This is a genomic window from Mycobacterium sp. (genome assembly GCF_040509115.1).
Classification (GTDB): domain Bacteria; phylum Actinomycetota; class Actinomycetes; order Mycobacteriales; family Mycobacteriaceae; genus Mycobacterium.
Genome location: NZ_JBEVLO010000329.1, coordinates 1 through 23,089 on the forward strand (window position 1 = coordinate 1; position 23,089 = coordinate 23,089).

The 23,089-nt window shown below is 68.2% G+C and carries 23 protein-coding genes; 10 read left to right on the top strand and 13 right to left on the bottom strand.

Translation table 11 applies throughout. The features are described 5' to 3' along the window. The 6 genes from ABW137_RS23020 to ABW137_RS23045 all read left to right on the top strand — a co-directional run. Positions 1 to 185 (top strand): 6-phosphogluconolactonase (locus ABW137_RS23020; protein ID WP_526403766.1); only part of this gene is annotated, 185 nt, incomplete at its 5' end. A gap of 341 nt (positions 186 to 526) precedes the next feature. Beyond that, entirely contained in the window at positions 527 to 904 is a 378-nt protein-coding gene (locus ABW137_RS23025; RefSeq protein ID WP_526403767.1) for an ATPase, read from the top strand. Between the two features lie 13 nt (positions 905 to 917). Beyond that, complete coding sequence (locus ABW137_RS23030) at positions 918 to 2,204, top strand: cytochrome P450 family protein (RefSeq protein WP_526403768.1); 1,287 nt, start codon at positions 918 to 920, stop codon at positions 2,202 to 2,204. Between the two features lie 19 nt (positions 2,205 to 2,223). After that, positions 2,224 to 2,853 (top strand): nitrile hydratase subunit alpha, encoded by a 630-nt coding sequence (gene nthA / locus ABW137_RS23035; RefSeq protein WP_526403769.1) that lies wholly within the window; start codon positions 2,224 to 2,226, stop codon positions 2,851 to 2,853. Beyond that, the gene (nthB, locus tag ABW137_RS23040) at positions 2,853 to 3,515 is read left to right on the top strand and encodes a nitrile hydratase subunit beta (protein ID WP_526403770.1); all 663 of its coding nucleotides are present in this window, start codon (positions 2,853 to 2,855) and stop codon (positions 3,513 to 3,515) included. The genes nthA and nthB overlap by 1 nt, the downstream gene beginning before the upstream one ends. Beyond that, positions 3,512 to 3,859: a nitrile hydratase accessory protein gene (locus ABW137_RS23045; RefSeq protein WP_526403771.1), complete on the top strand. Its 348-nt coding sequence runs from the start codon at positions 3,512 to 3,514 to the stop codon at positions 3,857 to 3,859. Before nthB ends, ABW137_RS23045 begins: the two co-directional genes overlap by 4 nt. A gap of 21 nt (positions 3,860 to 3,880) precedes the next feature. On the opposite strand, the gene ABW137_RS23050 is transcribed toward ABW137_RS23045, so the two are convergent. The 3 genes from ABW137_RS23050 to ABW137_RS23060 form a co-directional block, all read right to left on the bottom strand. Further along, positions 3,881 to 5,368, bottom strand: a complete 1,488-nt coding sequence (locus ABW137_RS23050) for a carboxyl transferase domain-containing protein (protein ID WP_526403772.1) — start codon at positions 5,366 to 5,368, stop codon at positions 3,881 to 3,883. After that, complete coding sequence (locus tag ABW137_RS23055; RefSeq protein ID WP_526403773.1) at positions 5,368 to 6,564, bottom strand: CaiB/BaiF CoA transferase family protein; 1,197 nt, start codon at positions 6,562 to 6,564, stop codon at positions 5,368 to 5,370. The genes ABW137_RS23050 and ABW137_RS23055 overlap by 1 nt, the downstream gene beginning before the upstream one ends. Positions 6,565 to 6,746: 182 nt before the next feature. Then, positions 6,747 to 8,120: an SLC13 family permease gene (locus tag ABW137_RS23060; RefSeq protein ID WP_526403774.1), complete on the bottom strand. Its 1,374-nt coding sequence runs from the start codon at positions 8,118 to 8,120 to the stop codon at positions 6,747 to 6,749. Between the two features lie 156 nt (positions 8,121 to 8,276). On the opposite strand from ABW137_RS23060, the gene ABW137_RS23065 reads away from it, so the two are divergent. Next, positions 8,277 to 8,972 carry a FadR/GntR family transcriptional regulator gene (locus ABW137_RS23065; RefSeq protein ID WP_526403787.1) on the top strand — a complete coding sequence of 232 codons (696 nt, stop codon included), beginning with the start codon at positions 8,277 to 8,279 and terminating at the stop codon, positions 8,970 to 8,972. 17 nt (positions 8,973 to 8,989) lie between these two features. On the opposite strand, the gene ppc is transcribed toward ABW137_RS23065, so the two are convergent. Then, on the bottom strand, positions 8,990 to 11,785 hold the full coding sequence (ppc, locus tag ABW137_RS23070) for a phosphoenolpyruvate carboxylase (RefSeq protein ID WP_526403775.1): 2,796 nt from the start codon (positions 11,783 to 11,785) through the stop codon (positions 8,990 to 8,992). Between the two features lie 131 nt (positions 11,786 to 11,916). Between ppc and ABW137_RS23075 the strand changes: the two genes are divergently transcribed. From ABW137_RS23075 to ABW137_RS23085, 3 genes are all read left to right on the top strand, one after another. After that, on the top strand, positions 11,917 to 12,198 hold the full coding sequence (locus tag ABW137_RS23075; protein WP_526403776.1) for a hypothetical protein: 282 nt from the start codon (positions 11,917 to 11,919) through the stop codon (positions 12,196 to 12,198). Positions 12,199 to 12,294: 96 nt separating this feature from the next. Further along, positions 12,295 to 12,438, top strand: coding sequence for a hypothetical protein (locus ABW137_RS23080; RefSeq protein WP_526403777.1), 144 nt, complete (start codon positions 12,295 to 12,297; stop codon positions 12,436 to 12,438). A 138-nt stretch (positions 12,439 to 12,576) separates the two neighbouring features. Then, the gene (locus ABW137_RS23085) at positions 12,577 to 13,860 is read left to right on the top strand and encodes an ankyrin repeat domain-containing protein (RefSeq protein ID WP_526403778.1); all 1,284 of its coding nucleotides are present in this window, start codon (positions 12,577 to 12,579) and stop codon (positions 13,858 to 13,860) included. A 13-nt stretch (positions 13,861 to 13,873) separates the two neighbouring features. Here ABW137_RS23085 and secG read toward each other — a convergent pair whose 3' ends face one another. From secG to uvrC, 9 genes are all read right to left on the bottom strand, one after another. Beyond that, the gene (gene secG / locus ABW137_RS23090) at positions 13,874 to 14,110 is read right to left on the bottom strand and encodes a preprotein translocase subunit SecG (protein ID WP_526403779.1); all 237 of its coding nucleotides are present in this window, start codon (positions 14,108 to 14,110) and stop codon (positions 13,874 to 13,876) included. A gap of 30 nt (positions 14,111 to 14,140) precedes the next feature. After that, on the bottom strand, positions 14,141 to 14,926 hold the full coding sequence (gene tpiA, locus ABW137_RS23095) for a triose-phosphate isomerase (RefSeq protein WP_526403780.1): 786 nt from the start codon (positions 14,924 to 14,926) through the stop codon (positions 14,141 to 14,143). A 30-nt stretch (positions 14,927 to 14,956) separates the two neighbouring features. Then, a complete protein-coding gene (locus ABW137_RS23100; protein WP_526403781.1) occupies positions 14,957 to 16,186 on the bottom strand; it encodes a phosphoglycerate kinase in 1,230 nt (409 codons plus the stop codon). Between the two features lie 10 nt (positions 16,187 to 16,196). Then, on the bottom strand, positions 16,197 to 17,219 hold the full coding sequence (gene gap / locus ABW137_RS23105) for a type I glyceraldehyde-3-phosphate dehydrogenase (RefSeq protein ID WP_526403782.1): 1,023 nt from the start codon (positions 17,217 to 17,219) through the stop codon (positions 16,197 to 16,199). A 187-nt stretch (positions 17,220 to 17,406) separates the two neighbouring features. Continuing rightward, entirely contained in the window at positions 17,407 to 18,120 is a 714-nt protein-coding gene (locus tag ABW137_RS23110; RefSeq protein ID WP_526403783.1) for an ABC transporter substrate-binding protein, read from the bottom strand. 128 nt (positions 18,121 to 18,248) lie between these two features. Continuing rightward, positions 18,249 to 19,232, bottom strand: coding sequence for a DNA-binding protein WhiA (gene whiA, locus ABW137_RS23115; RefSeq protein ID WP_526403784.1), 984 nt, complete (start codon positions 19,230 to 19,232; stop codon positions 18,249 to 18,251). Between the two features lie 7 nt (positions 19,233 to 19,239). Beyond that, on the bottom strand, positions 19,240 to 20,241 hold the full coding sequence (locus ABW137_RS23120; protein WP_526403785.1) for a gluconeogenesis factor YvcK family protein: 1,002 nt from the start codon (positions 20,239 to 20,241) through the stop codon (positions 19,240 to 19,242). Beyond that, on the bottom strand, positions 20,238 to 21,134 hold the full coding sequence (rapZ, locus tag ABW137_RS23125; protein ID WP_526403788.1) for an RNase adapter RapZ: 897 nt from the start codon (positions 21,132 to 21,134) through the stop codon (positions 20,238 to 20,240). The genes ABW137_RS23120 and rapZ overlap by 4 nt, the downstream gene beginning before the upstream one ends. Positions 21,135 to 21,204: 70 nt before the next feature. Further along, the coding region (uvrC, locus tag ABW137_RS23130) for an excinuclease ABC subunit UvrC (RefSeq protein ID WP_526403786.1) at positions 21,205 to 23,089 on the bottom strand (1,885 nt) is incomplete at its 5' end.

Genomic DNA, 23,089 nt, shown 5'->3' on the forward strand with positions numbered 1-23,089 from the left:
CGCTGACGCTGCCCGCTGTCGTCCGTGCGCGCGAGGTGTGGCTGGTGGTGGCGGGCGCCGAGAAGGCCGATGCCGTGGCCGCAGCGATCGGCGGGGCGACCGCCGACGACGTGCCTGCCGCCGGTGCCGCAGGGCGGGTGGCCACGGTGTGGCTGCTCGACGAAGCGGCCGCTTCGAAGCTGTAGCTCACACCCGGCGGACGAAAGTAGTCGACGCCCTCGTCAGTTAGTCGTACTGTGAAGCTCTCGTGAGTCGGGGGGTTCACATGGCGCTTCAGGTCGGTTGTCTCGATCAGCCACTGAATACGCGCATATCGCCCACGGCACTCCTGCGTGGGGGTTACGCGATGGCAGCCGGTGCACGGACTGCGACACCTCGTGCTCCTGAACACGAGTGCCTTGCGGCCCAGTCTGAGGAGGGGCATGGCGACGAACGTTCCGGTGATGTCGGTTCAGCGGCGGCTCAGGAAGCTCTGACGGGGACCGGCTGCGCCGAGGATGCACAGTGAGCCCCCATACTGATTGCCATGGCAGACAGAGGCGATGGTCGGCGAAGGCAGTCACCGACTCGGCAACGCATCAAGACCCTGACGCAAGCCGCGCTGAATGCCGACGTCACCGTCGAACAGGTCGACACGCTGCTGACCGATCTCGGCCTGACGCTCGCCGTCCTGGACAAGTCGACCACCGGCCTGGACGCCACCCTGGAGCGGTTCAACGAGACGATCACCCGCATCGACGAACTGGCCCCGCGCCTGATCGGGGTCGTGGAGCGGTTGGAAGCCATCGTCGAGCGGGTGGAACGCATCGTGGGCATCGGCGAACAGGTGATGGCGCCGTGGGCCGCGACGGAGAACGCCGTGCGCGGCGCCGTCAACGCGGTACGCAAGAGCACGGGCCTTTGAGAAGTCGGGGCTAGTGACGAGCCCGCTCGACCTCCTGCCCGTCGCAGACGGCGTCGGGTTGCCGTGGGACGTCCAGGTTCCCGATGCGGTCGCGGCGGTGGCGGCGGCTCGCGCGGCGTGCGGAGACTCGTTCGTGGTGCGCAGCGGGGGCAGCGACCATCTGTTCACGTTCTCCCCCACGGGGGTCGAGTCGCTCTACGCCCTGCCGGAGGAATCGGCGAGCAAGGGCATGGCGGACTACCGGATGCTGCGGCGCAAACTACCCGACGAGATCTTCGTGGGTCGGCGGTTGCTGCCCAACGCATTGTTCCGCCGGGACGACGTCTCGTCGTATCTGGCCAATCTCGGTCACGCGCTGGACGCCACGGAGGACGAGCTCGGCGAGGCGGGATCCGTCGAACTCTTCGGCATGACCCGGCGGCTGGGTCATCGGATGGGGTTGGCCTCGTGGGCAGGTCCCGGTTGCGCCGACGGCGACACCTTCGAGCGACTGGTGGCCGCGTTCGACGTGCTCGACGGCTCCGAGGCCTTCGTTCATCCCGACGCGATGGCGGCGGTCGAGGCATCGGAGAAGCGTGCCGAGCGGGCCGCCCTCCACACCGTGACCGACATCGTCGAAGATGCCGTCCGCCAGCATGATTCGGGATCGGCCGCCGGTGATGGGCTCTTCGGCAGGATCGTCGAGGCGTGGTCCGGGGAGCCGGCGGACGTGCGCTGCCGAGGCATCGCCATGGACGTCGCGCTGATCCACGTCGCGTCGATGGCCAACCTGATGGCTGCACTCGGTTGGGCCATCGTCGACCTGCTCGAGCACCCGGAGCACCTGCGGCGCGTCGCCGCGGGCGACGCCGATCTGGCCCAGCGCTGCGCATTGGAGAGCATCCGGTTGGCGCAGCGGTCGATCATGGCCCGGGTCGTGATGAAACCGGTCGTGTTCGACACGGGCGTGGGTGCCGTGGAGGTTCCGCCGGGATGGATCATCGCCACCCTGCTGCCCCTGCTCAACACGACGTCGGCGCCCGGTTTGCAGACGTGGGATCCCGATCGTTGGCACCGTCATCTTCTCGTCGACGCGGGCGCGTTGGCGTCGCCGATGCTGGTGACGGCCTTCGGGCACGGCAGACACTCGTGTCCGGCGCAGCCATTCTCGTTGTCCGCCATGACGATGGCGATGACGAGGCTGGTCGGCCGGTACGGGATGACGCCCGAGTGGGACGCGTATCCACGACCGGTGGGTGCGCAGATCGGCGGTGTCGCGCGGTCCGCGGAGCTTTGTCGGGTTCGATACGCGCACCGATGACGTTGGTTATGGTCGAGCCATGTCCGCGAACGACGGCGATCACTTCTCGTCACTGTCCGAGCTGGAGTTGCGCGTCCGCGCGCTCGAAACGGTGCTCACCGAGAAGGACTATCTGACTTCCGAGGCGCTCGACCGGATCGTCGAAGCCCACGAGACCAGGATCGGTCCCCACATCGGAGCGAAGGCGGTGGCGCGCGCGTGGGTCGACCCCACCTATCGCGCAGAGCTGTTGGCTGACGCCACCACCGCCGTCGCCACGTTCGCCGACGACGGGCGCGTCGGCGATCAACTCATCGCGGTGGAGAACACTTCCGACGTGCACAACGTGGTCGTCTGCACGCTCTGTTCCTGCTACCCGTGGGACGTTCTCGGGCTGCCGCCGGTGTGGTACAAATCCGACGCCTATCGGTCGCGGACGGTCAAGAAGCCACGCGAGGTGCTCGCGGAGTTCGGACTCGCACTGGCGCCGACCGTCGACATCCGCGTCTGGGACTCGACGGCCGAGACCAGGTATCTCGTGCTCCCCATGCGCCCTCCCGGTACCGACGGGTGGGACGAGGACCGGCTGGCGGCCCTCGTCAGCAGGGACAGCATGGTGGGTGTGGGGCTGCCGACGAGCGGTTCCGAGCCGGTCGGTGTCGACGCCTGATGGACGGCATCCACGACATGGGCGGAATGGATGGCTTCGGCCCCGTCAGGCCGGAGCACGACGAGCCGAGATTCCATCACCCGTGGGAGGGTCGCGCGTATGCGATGAGCAGCGCGATGAGCGCGTCGGGAACGTGGAACATCGACGTGGGCCGTCACGGCATCGAGCGTCTGCCGCCGGTGGTCTACCTGTCCAGCTCGTACTACGAACGATGGCTGCGCCGACTCGAGCTCGTCCTGATCGAGCACGGCCTGGTCACCCAGGACGAGCTCGACGACGGGCGGTCGGCCGTTGCGGGACGCGACCTCAAGAACGGTCCGTTCACGGCGGATCGGGTGCCGCGGGTGCTGAAACGGGGTTCGTTCGTCCGCGATGCGCAGGCCGCGCCGCTGTTCCAGCCCGGTGATCGGGTGCGGGCCCGCAACGTGCATCCGCGATCGCACACCCGGCTGCCGCGCTACGTCCGAGGGCATGTCGGCGTCGTCGAGCGGGTTCACGCCCCGAACGTGTTCCCCGACAGCGTCGTCCGTGGAGACGGCGAGGACCCGCAGTGGCTGTACACGGTCCGCTTCGACGGCGGCGAACTATGGGGTGAGGACGGCGAGCCGGGAACCACCGTGTCGATCGACGCGTTCGAGCCGTACCTGGAGCCCACGTCGTGAGCGAACCCGCCTTCGGTGCGCCTTGGCAGGCGCGGGCGTTCGCCATGGTGCGGGCGATGCAGGAGTCCGGTGTGTTCACGGCACGGGAGTGGGCAGACGCGCTCGGAGCCGAGATCGCTGCGGCCGCCGGCCAACCCGACGACGGCGCCGCCTACTACGAACACTGGCTGGCTGCGCTGGAGCGGCTCGTCGTGACCAAGCGCCTGGCATCGCGCGACAGTTTGACGCGCTACCGGGCGGCGTGGGCGCTGGCGGCCGATCGCACGCCACATGGGCAACCGATCCGGTTGGACCAGGAGGATCGCGGCGGTGGATCGGTGACGTCGAATATGCAGGAGACGTGACGCCGCAGTATGTGCGAACCGCTAGCGGCCCACCCGGTTGAAGCGCTTCCCGCGGGCGATGCGACGCATGTCCGCGTCCTGCGCCACCAGCTCGCTCAGGGACCGGTGCAGGGCCGCGCCGACGCGTTCGCAGAACTGACGTGACTCGTCGGCCGCGTCGGGTAGCTCGGGGACGATGAGGTCGACGATGCCGTCGCGGCGCAGGTCGAGGGAGCGGATGCCCTGCTGCACGGCCATTTTCGGCGCATGGGCAACGTCGCGGTGCACGATGGCGCTGGCACCCTCGGGGGGTAGGGGGGAGAGCCACGCGTGCTGCGCCGCCAGGACCCGGTCCGCGGGCACCAGCGCCAGCGCGCCACCGCCGGTGCCCTGGCCCAGCAGCAGCGACACGGTGGGGATCTCCAGGTCGACCATTTCGGCGATGCAACGGGCGATCTCGCCGGCGAGCCCCCCTTCCTCGGCGTCCTTGGACAGCGCCGCACCGGCGGTGTCGATGACCGTGACGAGCGGAAGCCGAAGATCGCTGGCCAGACGCATACCCCGACGGGCCTCGCGTAGCGCCGCCGGGCCCAAGGGAGTCAGAGGCGTCTGCCCGCTGCGATCCTGCCCGAGCAGCACGCAGGGCATGTCGCCGAACCGGACCAGCGCGAGGATCAGGCCCGGATCGGACTCCCCTTGCCCAGTGCCGTTGAGCGGCAACACGTCTGCTGCGGCATTGAACAGCAATTCCCGCACCCCTGGCCGGTCACGTCTGCGCGACGCCTGGACCGAGGTCCATGCCGGGACGTCTGCAATCGGCCAGTCCGGAGCGTCCGTCACCTGGGGGCGCATGCGAGGGGCGTCGGTCATGATGCGCAGGGCGCGGTCGACGATCTCGCCGAGTTGCTCCGGCGGCCGAACTGCGTCGATGAGCCCGTGGGTCTGCAAGTTCTCCGAGGTCTGCACGCCGACGGGGAACTGGTCGCCATAGAGCGCCTCGTAGACGCGGGGACCGAGGAAACCGATGAGCGCCCCCGGCTCGGCGACCGTGACGTGGCCAAGCGATCCCCAAGAGGCAAAGACTCCCCCGGTGGTCGGATGACGCAGGTACACGAGGTAGGGCAGATGGGCGGCCTTGTGGGCGGTGATCGCCGCGGTGATCTTGACCATCTGCAGGAATGCCACTGTCCCCTCCTGCATCCGGGTGCCTCCGGAGGTCGGCAACGCCAGCAGCGGCAGCCCCTCGGAGGTGGCGCGGTGAATGGCGGTGACGAGTCGCTCCCCCGCCGCCACGCCGATGGAACCGGCGAGAAAGGCGAAGTCGCTCAACAGGATTGCCACCTTGCGACCGCGGATCGTGACCACGCCGGTGATCACGGACTCGTCGAGGCCCGTCTTTGCCCTGGCCGCCGCGAGTTCCTCGGCATATGCGGAGTCCACGGCGTGCTCGACGACGGGCGAGTCCCAGCACTCGAAGCTGTCGGCGTCGGCCAGGACGTCGAGCAGTTCCGGTGCCGACAGCCTGCGCATCAGACCGCTTCCTTCAACCAGGCGCGCACCAGGTCCTCGTCCCCACCGAGCACCGGTGGCGCGAGGTGGCGCGTCTCCGTCGTCTCGGTTCCGTCGGCTTCGAAGAAGCGCAGGGGCGGGCCGGGCAGCCTGACCGCGCCGAGCGTCGCGTGTTCGACGTCGATGAGCAGGCCCTGCGATGTGGTCTGCTCCCACTCGTACACCTCCCGGACGTTGCGCACCTTGCCCGCAGGCACGCCCATCGCGTCGAGGAGCTTCAGCAGGGGCGCCGTGTCGTGGGTCGAGAACAGCTTCGAGACCTCCTCGACGACCTCGGCGCGGTTGGCTACCCGCTGCGGGTTGGTGGCCATTCCGTCGCGGTCGGGGTCGATGCCGAATCCTTCGCAGAAGCGGTGCCACAGGCCCTCGCTCCCCACCGAGATCTGTACGGCGCCGTCGGCGGTGGGAAACAGGCCGTACGGGCAGATCGAGGGATGGTGGTTGCCCTGCGCCTCGCCGATCTCACCGGCGACGGTCCACTTCGTGCCCTGAAACGCATGCACGCCGACCACGCTGGCCAGCAGCGACGTTCGTACCACCGAACCCTTGCCGGTGCGGTCGCGATCGCGCAGTGCGGCCAGGACCCCGAACGCTCCGTACATTCCGGCGAGCAGGTCGGCGATGGGCACTCCGACCCGCTGCACGTCGTCGGGTCCCGAGCCGGTGAACGACATCAGCCCCGCCTCGCCCTGGGCGATCTGGTCGTAACCCGATCGGCCGCCCTCCGGGCCGTCGTGGCCGAAGCCGCTGATCGACAGGATGACCAGCCGCGGGTTCAGTTCGGCCAATCGTTCCGGCGAGAATCCCAGTCGGTCGAGGACGCCGGTTCGGAAGTTCTCCATCAGGATGTCGGACTTCACCACCATCTCTTCGAGGGTCGCCCGGCCGTCGTCGGTCTTGAGGTCGAGGGTGATCGAGCGCTTGTTTCGGTTCGCGCTGAGGAAGTAGGTGGATTCCCGCTCGGCATCGGCGGGTTCGACGAACGGCGGTCCCCAGGTGCGGGTGTCATCACCACCCTTGGGGCTTTCGACCTTGACGACGTCGGCGCCGAGATCGCCCAGCATCATCGCCGCGTGCGGACCGGCGAGGGCGCGCGTCAGGTCGAGCACCACGGTGCCTTGTAGCGGACCGGTTCTGCCTGTCGTGTTCAGTGGCATGCGGGATGCTCCTCAAGAGAGTTGACCTAGTGGATGAGTGGACTAGCCAATTTATTGGACCACGACGTTGCTCGTCCGTCAACCATCGCTTTGATGAGAACCCGCAGCTCAGCGGCATCGGCAGACACGACGAAGCGGCGTCATGCGCAGACCGCATGCCGCCGCTCGTCGCGAGACGGGGTCTAGAGCCAGCCGGGGAGCACCAGGGTCGCCCAGGCGATTAGCGGGCCGATGACTACCACCAGGGCGCTGTACTTGAGTATTTGTTTGTAGAAGACGTCCCGGTCCACGCCCTGGGCATTGGCCAGCACCAGGGCGCCGTTCGTCGAGAAGGGGCTGACGTCCACGATCGTCGAGGCGATCGAGAGGGCGACGACCACGCCGACGGCGCCGACCTCGCCCGCCATCAGGAAGGGCACCGCCAGCGGAATGGTGGCACCGAGGATGGCAGTCGAGGAGGCGAAGGCCGAGACGACCGCACCGATGTAGCAGAGCAGCAGCGCGACCAGCAGCGGCGCGCCGAGTGCCGCGACGCCGTTGCCAACCCATTCGACGGTGCCGGCTTCCTGAAGGACTCCCACGAAGGTCAGCACGCCACCGATGAGCAGGACGGTCGACCAGCTGATCTGGTTGATGGCGCCCTTCTGCGCCTTGGGCGACGCCAGGGCCAGGATGACCGCGACGGTCATCGACACGAACCCGACGTCGAGGTCGAGGATGAGCGAGAACACCGCTAGTGACACCAGGCCGACGAGGGTGAGGATCTGCTCGAACGTGATCGCCTTCACCGCGGTCGCCAGCGGCGGCGCCTTCTCGGCGGTTACGGCCTGCGACGGCGCCTTGGTGGTCGTCGTGCCGAACCCGCGCATGACGGTGGCCGGCGACTTCCCGCCTCCGACCGTGCCGGCGTCGTCGTCGGAACGCAGGCCGTCCTCGTCGTGCACGCTGCGGCCGATCAACTCGCGGCCGCCGAGGAAGACGAACAGGGCCACGCCGATTGCGGCGTTGAAGAGCAGGCTGCCGAGGAACAGGGTGAGCGGGCTGTTCACCAGGCCGGCCTTCGACGCGATGTTGTTCACGGTGACGCCGTAGATGCTGATCGGTGAGAATCCGCCGGCCTGGGCACCGTGAACCACCATCATGCCCATGAGCAGGGGCTTGATCTTGTACCGGGAGGCAAAGCCGAGCGCGATGGGCGCGACGATTGCGACCGCGGCGGGGCCGAGGGCCCCGATGGCCGTCAGCACCCCGGTGACGCCGAACATCACCCAGGGAATCAGGGCGACCTTGCCGCGTACCAGCCGGACGGCCCCTCGCACCAGGAGGTCGACGGTGCCGTTGTTCTGCGCGATCGCGAAGAGGTAGGTGATGCCGACCAGGGTCAGGAACAGGCTGCTGGGAAAGCCGCCGATGATCTGGTCGGCGTCCATCCCGACGGCCACGGTGCCAACGAAGAACGCTGCGACGAAACCGAGCGCCCCCATGTTCACCGGCAGCACCGTTGCGGCGACGAACATCACCACCAACGCCAGGATCGGTACGACTTCAACGGGCATGGCCTTCTCCAGTCTTCAGGTGGCTAATTGGCCTAGCCACTGGGTCACTAGCAGTGAATCAGGTGAACCAGATCACTGTCAAGGGGTGGTGTGGTCGTCGTCATACGTCCTACCCACCGGTATCCTGGCCCGAAGGAAAAGAGAGTGAGTGAGTCAGTGGCTGAGCAAATTCGACCGGTAGCGCGCCCCCGGCTCTACGAGGTGATCGTCGAGCAGCTCTGCGCCCACATGGCTGACCGCAACATGCAACCGGGTGAGCGCTTGCCACCCGAACGCGAACTGGCCGCCCAGCTCGGCGTGAGCCGGGCCTCCCTGAGCCAGGCCCTGGTGGCACTCGAGGTCCAGGGGCTGCTCTCGGTCCGCCACGGCGACGGCGCCGTCCTGGTCCGCCGTCCTGTCGGCGACTCGGCCGTAATGGCTCTGCGCGAGCACGCCGACCGCATTCCCGAGGTCATCGAGGCGCGCGAGGCGCTCGAGGTGAAGCTCGCCGAACTGGCCGCCGAGCGTCGGAGCGAGGCCGAGATGGCTGAGATCGACGATGCGCTGGTGATCATGGAGACCGAGATCAGGGAGGGCGAGCGCGGCGTCGGGGGTGACGAGCACTTCCACGCCGCCATCACGACGGCCGCTCACTCCCCGCTTCTGGCCCGACTCATGGGCGAGATCGCCGAACTGGTGCGCGAAACGCGCATCGAATCGCTGTCGCAGTCAGATCGACCCCGGGCATCTTTGGAAGGACACCGCAAGATCGCCGACGCGGTGCGCCGAAAGGATCCAGCCGGGGCCAGTCAAGCGATGGCAGAACACATTCGGATGGTCTCCGACGTGGCCCTGCTGCGCGCCGCGGACTGACTACCGGCTGGCGGGAGCTACCCGCTGTTGCGCAGTGCGGTCGCCAGCCCGCTCATCGTGAGAAGGATTCCGCGCTTGACCTTTTCGTCCTCGTCACCGGAGCGGTAGCGCCGCAGCAGCTCCACCTGCAGGTGGTTCAGCGGCTCGAGGTACGGGAACCGGTTGAACACCGATCGTGCCAGCGCAGGGTTGTCGGCGAGCAGGTCGTCCTGACCGGTGATCAGCCGGAGCATCTTGATGCTCCTGTCGTGCTCGGCGACGATCTTGTCGAACACCCTGTGCCTCAGGGCTTCGTCGGCGACGAGTTCGGAATACCGGGCCGCGAGTCCCATGTCCGCCTTCGCGAGCACCTGCGCCATGTTGGACAGCACGGAGCGGAAGAACGGCCACTTCTGGTAGAGATCCTGCAGCACCTCGAGCCGGCCGTCGCCTCCGGCGACCCACTCCTCGAAGGCGGCGCCTGTGCCGTACCAGCCGGGCAGCATCACCCGCGACTGACTCCACGACAGCACCCATGGGATCGCGCGGAGATCGGAGATCGCCGTGGTCGGCTTGCGGGAGGCCGGCCTGCTGCCGATGTTCAATGAACCGATCTCGCTGACCGGAGTGGATTCCTTGAAGTACTCCACGAAACCCGGTGTCTCGTGCACCAATTCGGAGTACGCGTGCTGCGCACGGGCGGCGAGGTCGTCGAGCACTTCGTAGGCGGGCTCGGCCGCGTCCCCGAGACCCTCGACGTCGAGCAGCGTCGACTCCAGGGTCGCCGCGAGCAGGGTTTCCAGGTTGCGGTGGGCGATGGTCGGCTCGGCGTACTTGGCGGCGATCACCTCACCCTGTTCGGTGATCCGCAACGAACCCTTCACCGCGCCGGGCGGTTGCGCGAGGATGGCGTCGTAGCTGGGGCCACCGCCTCGGCCGACGGTCCCGCCGCGACCATGGAAGAGGCGCATGCGAATTCCGGTCTTGCGGGCCATCTCGACCAGGTCGAGCTCGGCCCGGTACAGCGCCCAGTTGGCGGCCAGATAGCCGCCGTCCTTGTTGGAGTCGGAGTACCCGAGCATCACCTCCTGCTGCTCGCCGCGCGCGTGCACTAGCGCGCGGTACAGCGGAATGTCCAGCACCGCTTCCATGATGGACGAGCCACGCTGCAGGTCGTCGATGGTCTCGAACAGTGGGACGACGCCGACGGGGCCGTAGGGCTCATCGCCCGACGCATCAAGCAGCCCAGCCTCCTTGAGGAAGACCGCCGCCTCCAACATGTCCGACACCGACTGGCACATCGAGATGATGTAGTTCGGCACGGCCGACGGACCGAACACCCGGACCGCCCGTGCGGCCGCTGCCGTGATGTCGAGTTCCTTGCGGGCGAGCTCGGACAGTTCCGCTCCCGGACTCACCAGCGGCCTGCGGGTGGCCAGTTCGGCGACGAGGATCTCGACGCGGTCGTCCTCGGAAAGCGATCGGTAGTCGGGATGCACGCCAGCCCACGCAAGAAGCTCGGCCATCACCTCTTCGTGCACTTCGGAGTTTTGCCGCAGATCGAGCCCCGACAGGTGAAACCCGAAGACGTGCACGGCTTCCCGCAGACGGCCGAGGCGGTCGTCGGCCAGCACCGCGCTGCCGTTGGCGCGCAGGGATGCGTCGACGACGTCGAGATCCGCGAGGAACTCGGCGGGCGTCGCGTACCGCTCCATCCCGAGGTCGAGCTGATACTGGGGCTGCCGGTCGAGGATCTCCGCGGCCGTCGCCGTCAACCGTCCGTGAATCACGCGAAGCGCGCGCCGGTAGGGTTCGTCGGCGCGCGCGGGCTCACCGCAGGTGTCGGCGAGCGCCTGGAGGTCGTCGCTGATGTTCACCAGCCGCACCGACATCGAGAGCTCCTCCTCGAGCGCCGTCAGCTCGACGAAGTAGTGCGCCAGTGCCGTGTACGCCGCGCTGCCAGTGGCCAGTCGGACGACGTCGGCGTTGACGTTCGGGTTGCCGTCGCGGTCACCACCAATCCACGACCCCGGCCGGAGGATCGGCTTTTCGAGTACGTGCGCATCGGGCCAACGGGCCTGGAGGGCGGTGCGCACCTCGGCGTTGACCTGCGGGATCACCTCGAAGAAGGCGGCCGGGTAGTAGCGCAGCCCGGTTTCGATCTCGTCTTGAATCTTCAACCGGGACAATCGGATCAGGGCCGTCTGCCAGAGGACCAAGATGTGGCGGCGCAGCTCGAGCTCGATGTTGCGCCCCTCATCGGTGCGGGCGTGCCCGCGCATCCGCAGGCGCATCAACTCGGTGATGCGGTGCTGCGTGTCGAACACGGTCCGGCGCCGGGTCTCGGTGGGGTGAGCGGTGATGACCGGCGACACCAGCGCGCCGGTCAAGGCGTCCGCTACGGTCGCGGAATCCAGTTCGGCGGATTCGAGTTTGAGGTAGGTGGCGGCCAGGCTGCTGCGCTGCGGCGGTTCCCCGGCGGCCACGTGGACCGCGCGGCGACGCTCGCGGTGAATGTCCTCTGCGACGTTGGCCAGCAGCGCGAAGTGCGTGAACGCCCTGATGACCGGGATGGCCTTGTTGATGTCGATCCCGTCGAACAGGTTGGCGAGCTCGGCGCGGTCGATCTCGGAGCGGCGGACCCGAAACGACTCGACTCGGGCTCGCTCGACGAGGTCGAACACCTCGTCGCCGTTCTGCTCGCGCACGGTGTCACCGAGAATCGCGCCGAGGAGGCGAATGTCCTCGCGCATGGGCTCGGTCGCCTCGCGGCCGACCTGGGTCCGGCGTACCGACCCGATCGGTTCGAGGGCGGTATCAGGAGCGTCGGCCATGGATCCAAGTATCGACGTACCGGGAACGGGCCGCAGAACGAGGCCGTTCGACGCCACGCCGGCAAACTCTTGAGAAGGCGGAGCCGATGAGGCATGCTCGACGTATAGCAAACACAGGTTGGAGAGTGCTCATGACGTCAAGGACCACCGTCGCCCTGTCGAGATTCGCGATCGCAGGCCTCGGCGCCGCGTCGTTCGGCTTCGCAGCCTTCGGGTTCGCCGCTACGGCCAGCGCTGGCCCGGAGTGCCCGAATTCGCCTGCGGGCAGCCCCACGACGTGCTGCGTCAAGGTCGGAGCCACCCCGGGCCCTGGGCCGGACTGCACCAGCAACCGCCCCGTCAGTGGGGGCGGCGGCCTTCTCGGTGATGCTCCCGTCGTCGGCAACCTGCCCGGCCTCGGCGGCATCCTGTGAGCTGACGCACCAGCGTCTCCGCGAACCCCATCCGGTGGGCTTCGCCGACAAGAGCCCCGACGTGGGTCCAGCGGCCCGTTGACCCTGGTCTGGTGCGTGGGCAACCGGATCACGCCAGGGACGCTGGCGAACGGCACCGTGCTCGGCGTCGACCCGTCCGCCGTCGATCCAGCACACCTCGACGAGGTCCAGGTGCTCGGCACGGGGTATGAGGCGCAGTGGTTTCCAACCGACGACTAGTCAGGTAGCGTCGGCGCCGGCGTCCTGGGCGCCTCCGGTCCGCGGAAAAGGGCTCAGCCCTCCTGGAATGAGTATCGGTCAGGCCTGTCTCCTTTCGGCCCGACGCAGCGGACCGCGGGCTGACGAAAGGAGGCCGCCGTGGCCCCGTCGCTCCCCAACAATCCCTCCCTGGAACGGTTCCGACGCGACGCTCGCCGCCTGCAGCGCGCCGTGCGCGACAGCTCAGACGCCGGGCACGAGGACGCTCTCGCCATGGTGTCCCGTCATCATCCCGACGGAACACCCTCGGAGCCAACGGCATTCGCGTTGACCGCGGCCCAACACGTCGTCGCGGCGAGTGTCGGCTTCAGCAGCTGGCCCCGGCTGCGGGCGTATCTGCGCACCGCCGAGGACCTTCGCCGCGACCCGACGGCGGCCCCGGCCGAGGACCCGCTCTCGCGCTTCCTGTCATTGGCGTGCCTGACGTACTCGCAGAACGACGGCCCGCAGCGCTGGGCGGCTGCCGAGGCCGTTCTGCGCGACCACCCCGACCTGCAGACCCGAAGCCTGTTCGCCGCCGCGGCGGTGGGTGATCCGGCAGCCGTGGCGGACCAGCTGGCCGACGATCCCGCCGGCGCCCACGCCTTGGGCGGCCCGCACGGGTGGACGGCCCTGTTTTATCTCGCCGCCTCGCGCGTGCCGCAGCGGGATCCCGTGGAAACCGCGCGCATCCTCCTTGACGCCGGCGCGGATCCCGAGGCCGGATATCTGTGGCTGGGGTTGCCGACGCCGTTCACCCTGCTGACGCTGTGCTTCGGCGAGGGCGAGGCGGGCCCTGGCCGCCAACCGCGGCATCCCGCCTGCGACGTCCTCGCCCGATTGTTCCTCGCGCGCGGGGCCGACCCGAACGACGCTCAAACGCTGTACAACCGGATGTTCGGCAGGGACGACGGCCATCTGCGGGTATTGCTGGAGCACGGGCTGGGACGCGGCACCGGCGGCTCGTGGCACCGTCGTCTCGGCGAGGCGCTGGAGGGTCCGGTGGAGATGGTGCAGCGGCAGGTCGACTGGGCCCGCGATCACGGCTTCACCGAGCGTCTCCAGCTGTTGGCGGCGCATGGGTTCGCCGACGGTCGCCCGGAGGCTTCGCCGTCGCCATGGCGACCGGAGCGCCCCGAACCGCCGATCGCCTCGGCGGCCACGCCCGACGGGGTGCGGGCCGTGGCGGCCGGGGGCGGTGACCTCGACGCACCGTTCGACGGGCACACGTTGCTTCACCATGCCGCGTGGATCGGCGACGTGGACCTGCTGCGTGCGCTATTGGACTGCGGTGCCGATCCGAACGTGGTGGACGCCGAGCACGGTGCGACGCCGTTGGGGTGGGCCGAGCACGGTCATTCCGAGGCCACCGCCGCGATCCTGCGCGACGTCGGTGGCCGGTGAATTACTGCCGGTGCTAGATCCCGTACTTGATCGCGAGCGCGACGGCAACGATGGAGACGACCCAGATGCCGGTGACGAAGTACGTCAATCGGTCGAGGTTCTTCTCCACGACGGTCGATCCGGAGAGGCTGGACTGCACGCCGCCACCGAACAGTGTCGACAGGCCGCCGCCCTTGGCGCGGTGCAGCAGCACCAACAGGATCACCAGGACGCTGGTGACGAGGAGGGTGATCTGCAGGCCCAAAACCATGAGCGCCAGACTACCGGGCGCCCCACCCGATCAGGGAATCGGCCCGCCGGCGGCGATCGCCGAGAGGATCGCGAACTGCTCGCCGTCCAGGGACGCGCCGCCGACCAGCGCGCCGTCGACGTCGGCCTGCCCGACGATCTCCCCCACGTTCTTGGCATTGACCGAGCCGCCGTACAGCACCCGCACCGCGTCGGCGACGCCTGGCGAGGCCAGCTCCGCGAGTTCGGTGCGGATGGCTGCGCACACCTCCTGGGCGTCGGCGGCGCTGGCGACGCGGCCGGTCCCGATCGCCCACACCGGCTCGTAGGCGATGACGCACGACCCGATCTGCTCGGCCGACAATCCGGCCAGCGAGCCCTTCAGCTGATTCACGTTGTAGGCGACGTGCTCACCGGCCTCGCGGATCTCGAGGCCCTCGCCGATGCAGACGATGGGCGTCAGTCCGTGCTTGAGGGCCGCCGCGGCCTTGGCGGCCACCAGCTCGTCGTCCTCGTCGTGATACGTCCGACGCTCGGAGTGGCCGACGACGGCGAAGGTGCACCCGAGCTTGGCCAGGAAGGCACCGCTGATCTCACCGGTGTATGCGCCCGAGTCGTGCTTCGAGACGTCCTGAGAGCCGTAGGTGAGCTTGAGCTTGTCGCCGTCGACGAGCGTCTGGACGCTACGCAGGTCGGTGAACGGCGGAATCACCGTGACGTCGACCTTGTCGAAGTACTTCTCCGGCAGCGAGAAGGCGATCTTCTGAACCAGCGCGATGGCCTCGAAGTGGTTGAGGTTCATCTTCCAGTTGCCGGCGATCAACGGCTTGCGGGGCACGGGTCTCCTCGGTTGTCGAGCGGGGGTGAGTCAGGGCTGATCGAGAATGTCGATCCCCGGCAGCGTCTTGCCCTCAAGGTATTCCAGCGAAGCTCCGCCACCGGTGGAAATGTGCGAGAAGCCATCCTCGGGCAGACCCAGCTGCCGCACCGCAGCCGCCGAGTCGCCACCTCCGACGACGCTGAACGCCCCCTTGGACGTGGCGCCGATGACGGCTTCGGCCACGCCCTTGGTGCCCGCCGCGTAGGCGGGGAACTCGAACACCCCCATCGGGCCGTTCCAGAACACGGTCTTGGCGTTGGAGAGCAGGGCGGTGAAGCGTTTGACCGACTCGGGGCCGATGTCCAGGCCCATCTTGTCGGCGGGAATCCTGTCCGCGGCCACGGTCTCCGGAGGGGAGTCGGCGGCGAAGTTCTCCGTGACGACGATGTCGACCGGCAGGTGGATCACGTCGCCGTAGTCCTCGAGCAACTTGGCGCAGGTCTCGATCATCTCCGGCTGGCACAGTGACGTGCCGACCGAAAGTCCTTGTGCGGCAAGGAAGGTGTAGCACATGCCGCCGCCGATGACGATGCTGTCGGCCTTGGTGGCGAGGTTCTCGATGACGGCCAGCTTGTCCGACACCTTCGAGCCGCCGAGCACCACGGCGTACGGGCGCTCCGTCGAGCTGGTCAGCTGCTGGAGAACCTTGACCTCGGTGGCCACCAGCGTGCCCGCATAGTGCGGAAGCAGGGTGGCCACGTCGTACACCGACGCCTGCTTGCGATGCACGACGCCGAAACCGTCGGACACGAACACGCCCGGCGAACCGTCGGCAGCGCTGACCAGTTCGGCGAGCGCCTTGGCCAGCGCGAGGCGCTCGGCGTCGTCCTTGCTGGTTTCCCGCGGGTCGAAGCGGATGTTCTCCACCATCAGCACGTCGCCGTCGGTCAGTCCCTCCGAGCGGGCGAGCGCGTCAGAGCCCACCACGTCGGAGGCGAGCTGGACGTGCCTGCCCAGCTGCGCACCGAGTGCCGCGGCCACGGGCGCCAGCGAGAACTTGGGGTCCGGACCGTCCTTGGGACGACCGAGGTGGGCCGTGACGACGACCTTGGCTCCGGCGTCGGACAGCGCCTTCAGGGTGGGCACCGAGGCGAGGATCCGGCCCGGATCGGTGATGTTGCCCTCGTCGTCGAGTGGGACGTTGAGGTCGGAGCGCACCAGCACGCCCCGACCCTCGACGCCTTCGTTCAGAAGGTCTGCCAGTGATTTGATCGACACGGTTATCCGGTCAGAGCGACTTGCCGACCAACGCGACCAGGTCCACCAAGCGGTTGGAGTAACCCCACTCGTTGTCGTACCACGACACGACCTTGGCCTGATTGTCGATGACCTTGGTCAGGCCGGAGTCGAAGATCGAGCTGTGCGGATCGGTGACGATGTCACTGGACACGATGGGGGCGTCGTAGTACTTGAGGATGCCCTTGAGCTTGCCCTCGGCGGCAGCCTTCATGGCGGCGTTGATCTCGGCGGCGGTGCCCGCCTTGGCCAACTCAACGGTCAGGTCGGTGCAGGAGCCCGTGGGGATCGGCACCCGCAGGGCGTAGCCGTCGAGCTTGCCCTTCAGCTCGGGCAGCACCAGACCGATGGCCTTGGCCGCGCCGGTCGACGTCGGGACGATGTTCAGTGCGGCGGCGCGGGCGCGACGCAGATCCTTGTGCGGACCGTCCTGCAGGTTCTGGTCCTGGGTGTAGGCGTGGACGGTGGTCATCAAGCCCTTGACGATGCCGAACTCGTCGTTGAGCACCTTGGCCAACGGGCCGAGGCAGTTCGTGGTGCACGACGCGTTGGAGATGATGTTCTGGCTTCCGTCGTACTTGTCGTCGTTGACGCCAAGCACGATGGTGATGTCCTCGTCACTCGCAGGCGCGGAGATGATGACCTTCTTGGCGCCCGCATCCAAGTGGCCCTGCGCCTTGGCGCGCGCGGTGAAGATGCCGGTGGACTCGACGACGACGTCGACACCCAGGTCACCCCACGGCAGCGCGGCCGGGCCTTCCTTCACCTCGAGCGCCTTGATCTTGGTGGAGCCCACGACGATGGTGTCGTCGCCCTCGAGGCTGACGTCGTAGGGCAGCCGGCCCAGGATCGAGTCGAACTTCAGCAGGTGCGCCAGCGAGGCGTTGTCGGTGAGGTCGTTGACGGCGATGATCTCGACGTCGGCGTTGGAGCCCGCGGCCTTCTGCGCATCCAGTGCCCGGAAGAAGTTGCGCCCGATTCGGCCGAAGCCGTTGATGCCTACCCGGATGGTCACTTCTGCACTCCTTGATCGATTGACTAATGCCCGCGGTCAGCCTAGTCGGGGCGCCAAACCCGCGCGCGGACTGGTCAGGCGCGCGGTGTCCGTCCAGATGATCCGGTGTTGCGACCCAGATGATCCGGTAATGCGACGTGTCGCCTCCCCGGGTCGCTCTGCGGCCAGGTGCCAGCCATCAACCCGATCAGAGCCTGCTCAACCCCTGGTCGCGATACGGGTTGCCCAGCCATTTGCGGCGCAGCTGCTGCAGGGTGCCGTCGGCTTCCAGGTCCGCCTGCGCCGCGGCGATCCGCTGCCCGAGGGCACCGTCGTGGAGCCCGACGGCGATGGCGATCTCCTCGCGCGAGATGCCGCGCTGCACGACCTCGACGTCGGCGACGTCCTTGACCAGTTCGGTGAGCACCGGCGCGAGTTTCACCAGCGCGTCGCAGCCTCCGTTGGCGAGGTCCGAGAGGGCGGCCCGGATGCCGCCGTAGTCGTAGATCCGGACCGCCTTGGCCTTTCCCTCGGCGACGAGGCCCTCCGCGATTGGCTGGCTGGTGTTGCCGCGTTGGACGCCGATGGTGAGGCCTGCGAGGTCGTCGATCGATCGCACCCGGGGATGCCTGCGGGTGTCGACGGCGAGCCCCTGGCCGGAGACGAGGTAGGGCGGAGCGAATGCCGCCACGCGCTCGCGCTCGGGCGTCACCGTCGTGCCCGCGATGACGCAGTCGTACTCCCCCGTCGTCAGCCGGTCGAAGATGCCATTGAAGTCAGCGCCCTGGTATGGCTGCAGTCGTACGTCCGTACCGAGCTTCGCTGCGAGCGCATGGATCAGGTCGATGTCGAGGCCACCGCCGTCGGTCATTCCGTTGAACGGCGGGTCCGGGAGGGCGAGGCCGACCCTGAGGAGGTCCATGTCGCCACGCTAGTTCCCGCGGCAGGTCCGCAACGAGTACCCGTCGTGAATCGTCGGCGATTCTCGGCCCCCTTCGTCGCACGGAGTTCACCGGCGGCGCGGACACCCGACCTCCCCTGACATCACACCTAGGCGTCGTCGAGCAGGTCCGGCGTCACGGCGGACTCCGTGTCGGGGATGCCGTCCTGTTTCGCCTTGCGGTCGGCCATCGACAGCAGGCGGCGAATGCGACCAGCCACAGCGTCTTTCGTCATGGGCGGATCCGCGAGCCTGCCCAGCTCCTCCAGCGAAGCCTGTCGGTGCTCGACCCGCAGCCGTCCCGCGGCCGACAGGTGGTCGGGAACCGTGTCGCCGAGAATGTGCAGTGCACGCTCGACCCGCGCGGCCGCGGCCACCGCCGCCCGCGCCGATCGGCGCAGGTTCGCGTCGTCGAAGTTGGCGAGCCGGTTCGCGGTCGCCCGCACCTCGCGGCGCAGTCGGCGTTCCTCCCACGTGAGGCGGGTGTCCTGGGCGCCCATCCGAGTCAGCAGCGCGCCGATGGCCTCGCCGTCGCGCACCACCACCCTGTCACTGCCCCGCACCTCGCGGGCCTTCGCGCTGACGCCGAGCCTGCGCGCCGCACCGACCAGGGCCAGCGCCGCCTCCGGACCGGGGCAGCTGATCTCCAGCGACGACGACCGGCCGGGCTCCGTCAACGAGCCATGCGCCAAAAACGCGCCGCGCCAAGCAGCTTCGGCGTCACCGACGCTGCCGCCCACCACCTGGGCCGGCAACCCACGGACCGGGCGGCCACGCAGATCCAGCAGACCCGTCTGGCGAGCCAGCGCCTCACCGTCCTGCTGCACCCGCACCACGTACCGGGTGCCCTTGCGAATGCCGCCCGCGGTCATCACGTGCACCGCCGCGTTGTAGCCGTACAGATCGTGGATGTCCTTGCGCAGGCGTCGCGCGATGACGCCCAGATCGACCTCGGCCTCGACCACGACGCGGCCCGCGACGATGTGCAGGCCGCCTGCGAACCGGAGAAGGGATGCCACTTCAGCGCGCCGCGCGCTGACCGAGTTGATCACGAGTCGGCTGAGCTCGTCTTTGACCTCGGCTGTCATCGCCACGAAATCGTCACCTCTCGTCGACCGACTGCGCGGCGGGAGTCGGAACCGTCGGCGTCTGGGGTACCCCACCGCGTAGCCGCACCCGCTCCAGCGCCGCGGCCAATCTCGCCGGGTCATGTAATGGTGTACCAGGTCTGGACACGTCAGCAAACTCGACGTAGGCGTCGAGACTGGCGGCGGTCCGCCGAAGCTGATCGCGTTCCCGTTCGCCGGGCACACCGGCGGCGTCGACGACGATGTCGTGCACGGTGAATCCCGGCGCATGCTGCGCCAATACGTGGATGTGGCGCTCGGCGGAAAAGCCCGCCGTCTCCCCCGGCTCGGCGACCAGATTGAGTACCAGGGCCCGGCGCGCCTTGGTGGCCTGTAGGGCCGCCACCAGTTGCGGAACCAGGACGTGCGGAATCACGCTGGTGAACCACGAGCCCGGTCCGAGCACCACCAGATCGGCTGCCATGATCGCGTCGAGCGCCTGCCGGGTGGCGGGCGGGTGACCCGGATGCAGGCGCACGCGCCGCACCTTGCCGACCGTCGTCGCGACCGCCACCTGGCCCCTGATCACCCGACTCATGCGGGGATCCGCCTCCAGCCCCGCCACGTCGGCCTCGATCTGCAGGGCGATGGGGCACATCGGCAGCACGCGACCCTTGAGGTCCAGGATGCGGCCCAGCTCGTCGAGTGCCGCAACCGGATCGGCGAGCACCTCGTTGAGTCCCGCCAACAGCAGATTGCCGATCGGATGGCCAGCGAGTGCGCCGTTGCCGCCGAACCGGTGCTGAATGATGGTTGCCCACAGGTGGCCGTGCGGACTGTCGGAGGCCAACGCCGCCAACGCCATTCGCAGGTCGCCTGGCGGGACGACGTCGAGTTCGCTACGCAACCTGCCCGACGAACCGCCGTCGTCGGCGACCGTCACCACGGCAGTGACGTGCGGGGTGAGCCGTCGCGCCGCCGACAACGTGGCGTACAGACCGTGGCCGCCACCCAGCGCGACGATGCGCATACTCATTCGCGCCCCAGATCTCGATGCAGCACGCGCACCGTCAACTCACCATCACCGTGCAACCGGCCTGCCAAGGCCTCCGCAATCGCGACGCTGCGATGCTTGCCACCCGTACATCCGATGGCGACGGTCATGTAGCGCTTTCCCTCCCTGCGGTATCCGTCGATGACGACGTCCAGCAGCCGATGGTAGGTGTCGATGAAGTCGACCGCGCCCGGTTGCCCGAGCACGTAGTCGCGGACCGCCGGATGCTGCCCGGTGTGCGGGCGCAGTTCGTCTACCCAGTGCGGGTTCGGAAGGAACCGGACGTCCATCACCGTGTCGGCATCCATCGGCAACCCGTACTTGTAGCCGAACGACTCCACGGTCACGTTGGTGTGGGCGACGGTTTCCGCGCCGAACGCACGCTCAATGGTCTCCCGCAGCGCAGGGACCGGCAGCGATGACGTGTCGATCACCAGATCGGCCGCCGCGCGAATCGGCGCCAGCAAGGTGCGCTCGGCGGTAATGCCCTCTGCCAGAGTCTGATTGCCCTGCAGTGGATGACTGCGGCGGTTCTGTTCGTACCGTCGCACCAGGATGTCGTCCGACGCCTCGAGGAACAACACCCGCGGCGTGATGTTGCGGGTGGCCAGATCGTTGCGCACCCACTCCAGGTCCCCGGTGAAGCCCCGCGACCGGACGTCCATCACCACCGCCAACTGCGTGATGCGCGAACCCGCCGCCAGACCCAGATCGACCATGCGGGCGATCAGTTCCGGCGGCAGGTTGTCCGCGACGTACCATCCGAGATCCTCGAGCACCTTGGCCGCGGTGCCCCGCCCGGCACCCGACAACCCCGTGACGAGGACGACGTCGATGCCTGCACCGAGTTCGTCGTCGGCGCGGCGTCCGTCCATGAAACCGTCGTGAAACCCGTCGGTCACTAGCGATCCGCCTCTGGCATCTCGCTGTTGGTCCCCTGGTTCGTCATCCTTGTGTCCCCGCCTCGTGCTTGATCGTAGGCACCCCGAGCGCCTCGAGGACGGCGTTCGCCGTGGTCACTCCAATTCCCGGCACCGCGATGATCTCCTCGACGCTCGCATCCTTCAGTCGTGCCACCGACCCGAAGTGCGTGACGAGCGCCTTGCGGCGGTGCTCTCCCAGACCTGGCACGGCATCGAGCGCGGACGCGGTCATGCGCTTGGAGCGTTTGCTGCGGTGGTAACTGATCGCGAAGCGGTGGGCCTCGTCGCGTACCCGCTGCAGCAGGTAGAGGCCATCGCTGTTGCGGGGGAGAATGATCGGTTCGGCCGCTTCTCCCCTTGGGGAGGGCACCCAGACCTCTTCGAGACGCTTGGCCAGCCCAATCACGGCCACGTCGGTCACGCCGAGTTCGTCCAGTACGGCGGCGGCGGCGTTGACCTGCGGTGCGCCGCCGTCCACCACGAACAGGTTGGGCGGATACGCGAACCTCGCCGGACGGGCGCTCGTGCGAGGACCGTCCTCCGTGGCCTTGCCGTCCTCGACGACGGACGCCTGGGCGTCGGCGACGTGCCTGGCGAAGCGGCGACGCGTCACCTCGGCAATGGACGCGACGTCGTCGGAACGCCCGTCACCCGCCGCTTCGCGGATCGCGTAGTGCCGGTAGTCCGACTTTCGGGGCAACCCGTCCTCGAATACCACCAGCGACGCGACGACGTCGGTGCCCTGCACGTGGCTGATGTCGACGCACTCGATGCGCAACGGTGCGTCGGTGAGTCCGAGGAAGTCCTGAATGCTTTGCAGCGCTTCGGATCTGGCGTTGAAGTCGCCTGCGCGCTTCAGCTTGTGCTGCTGCAACGCCTCCTGCGCATTGCGGTGCACCGTCTCGGCCAACGCGCGCTTGTCACCACGGTGCGGCACCCGCAGCTGCACGTTGGAGCCCCGAAGGCCACTCAGCCAGGCCGCGAGCTCGTCGGCGTTGTCGGGAAGCACGGGCACCAGGACCTGCCGGGGAACGAGGTTGGTGGCATCGTCCACTCCGGCGGCGCCCGCGCCGCCGAGCTCGGCCTGATCGCCGTAGAACTGTGTGAGGAACTGCTCGACGAGGTGTTCCTGCCCCGACTTTCCGGGCTCGCCGGACTTCTCGACCACCCAGCCCCGCTGACCGCGGACCCGGCCGCCCCTGACGTGAAACACCTGGACGGCGGCCTCCAGCTCGTCGTCGGCGAACGCGACGACGTCGGCGTCGGTACCGTCACCGAACACCACGGTCTGCTTCTCCAACGCCCGCTTGAGCGCCCCGATGTCGTCGCGGAGCCGGGCCGCGCGCTCGAAGTCGAGCTCCTCCGCGGCCGCGGTCATCTGCTGCTCCATGTCGCGGGCCAACCGATCGGTCTTGCCCGCGAGGAAGTCGCAGAAGTCGAGCACGATCTTGCGGTGCTCCTCGGCGGTCACCCGTCCAACGCACGGAGCCGAACACTTGTCGATGTAGCCGAGCAGGCACGGGCGGCCGATCTGATTGTGCCGCTTGAACACTCCCGCAGAACAGGTGCGGGCGGGGAACACTCGGGTGAGAAGGTCCAAGGTCTCGCGGATGGCCCAGGCATGGGAGTACGGGCCGAAGTAGCGCACGCCCTTGCGGCGCGGGCCGCGATAGACGAACAGCCGCGGATACTCCTCATTGAGGGTGACCGCCAGCACCGGGTAGGACTTGTCGTCGCGGTAGCGGATGTTGAACCGCGGGTCAAACTCCTTGATCCAGTTGTATTCCAGCTGCAACGCCTCGACTTCGGTGCTCACCACCGTCCACTCGACGCTGCCCGCGGCCATCACCATCTGTCGTGTCCGCGGTGCCAGCCCGGCGATGTCGGCGTAGTAGGAGTTCAGCCGA

Bases quoted from the DNA above. Each gene is read 5' to 3' on its own strand.
- ABW137_RS23025 (WP_526403767.1), top strand. From the start codon at position 527: ATGGCAGACAGAGGCGATGGTCGGCGAAGGCAGTCACCGACTCGGCAA.
- nthA (WP_526403769.1), top strand. From the start codon at position 2,224: ATGTCCGCGAACGACGGCGATCACTTCTCGTCACTGTCCGAGCTGGAG.
- nthB (WP_526403770.1), top strand. From the start codon at position 2,853: ATGGACGGCATCCACGACATGGGCGGAATGGATGGCTTCGGCCCCGTC.
- ABW137_RS23050 (WP_526403772.1), bottom strand. From the start codon at position 5,368: ATGCGCAGGCTGTCGGCACCGGAACTGCTCGACGTCCTGGCCGACGCC.
- ABW137_RS23055 (WP_526403773.1), bottom strand. From the start codon at position 6,564: ATGCCACTGAACACGACAGGCAGAACCGGTCCGCTACAAGGCACCGTG.
- ABW137_RS23060 (WP_526403774.1), bottom strand. From the start codon at position 8,120: ATGCCCGTTGAAGTCGTACCGATCCTGGCGTTGGTGGTGATGTTCGTC.
- ppc (WP_526403775.1), bottom strand. From the start codon at position 11,785: ATGGCCGACGCTCCTGATACCGCCCTCGAACCGATCGGGTCGGTACGC.
- ABW137_RS23075 (WP_526403776.1), top strand. From the start codon at position 11,917: ATGACGTCAAGGACCACCGTCGCCCTGTCGAGATTCGCGATCGCAGGC.
- secG (WP_526403779.1), bottom strand. From the start codon at position 14,110: ATGGTTTTGGGCCTGCAGATCACCCTCCTCGTCACCAGCGTCCTGGTG.
- ABW137_RS23110 (WP_526403783.1), bottom strand. From the start codon at position 18,120: ATGGACCTCCTCAGGGTCGGCCTCGCCCTCCCGGACCCGCCGTTCAAC.
- ABW137_RS23120 (WP_526403785.1), bottom strand. From the start codon at position 20,241: ATGAGTATGCGCATCGTCGCGCTGGGTGGCGGCCACGGTCTGTACGCC.
- rapZ (WP_526403788.1), bottom strand. From the start codon at position 21,134: ATGGACGGACGCCGCGCCGACGACGAACTCGGTGCAGGCATCGACGTC.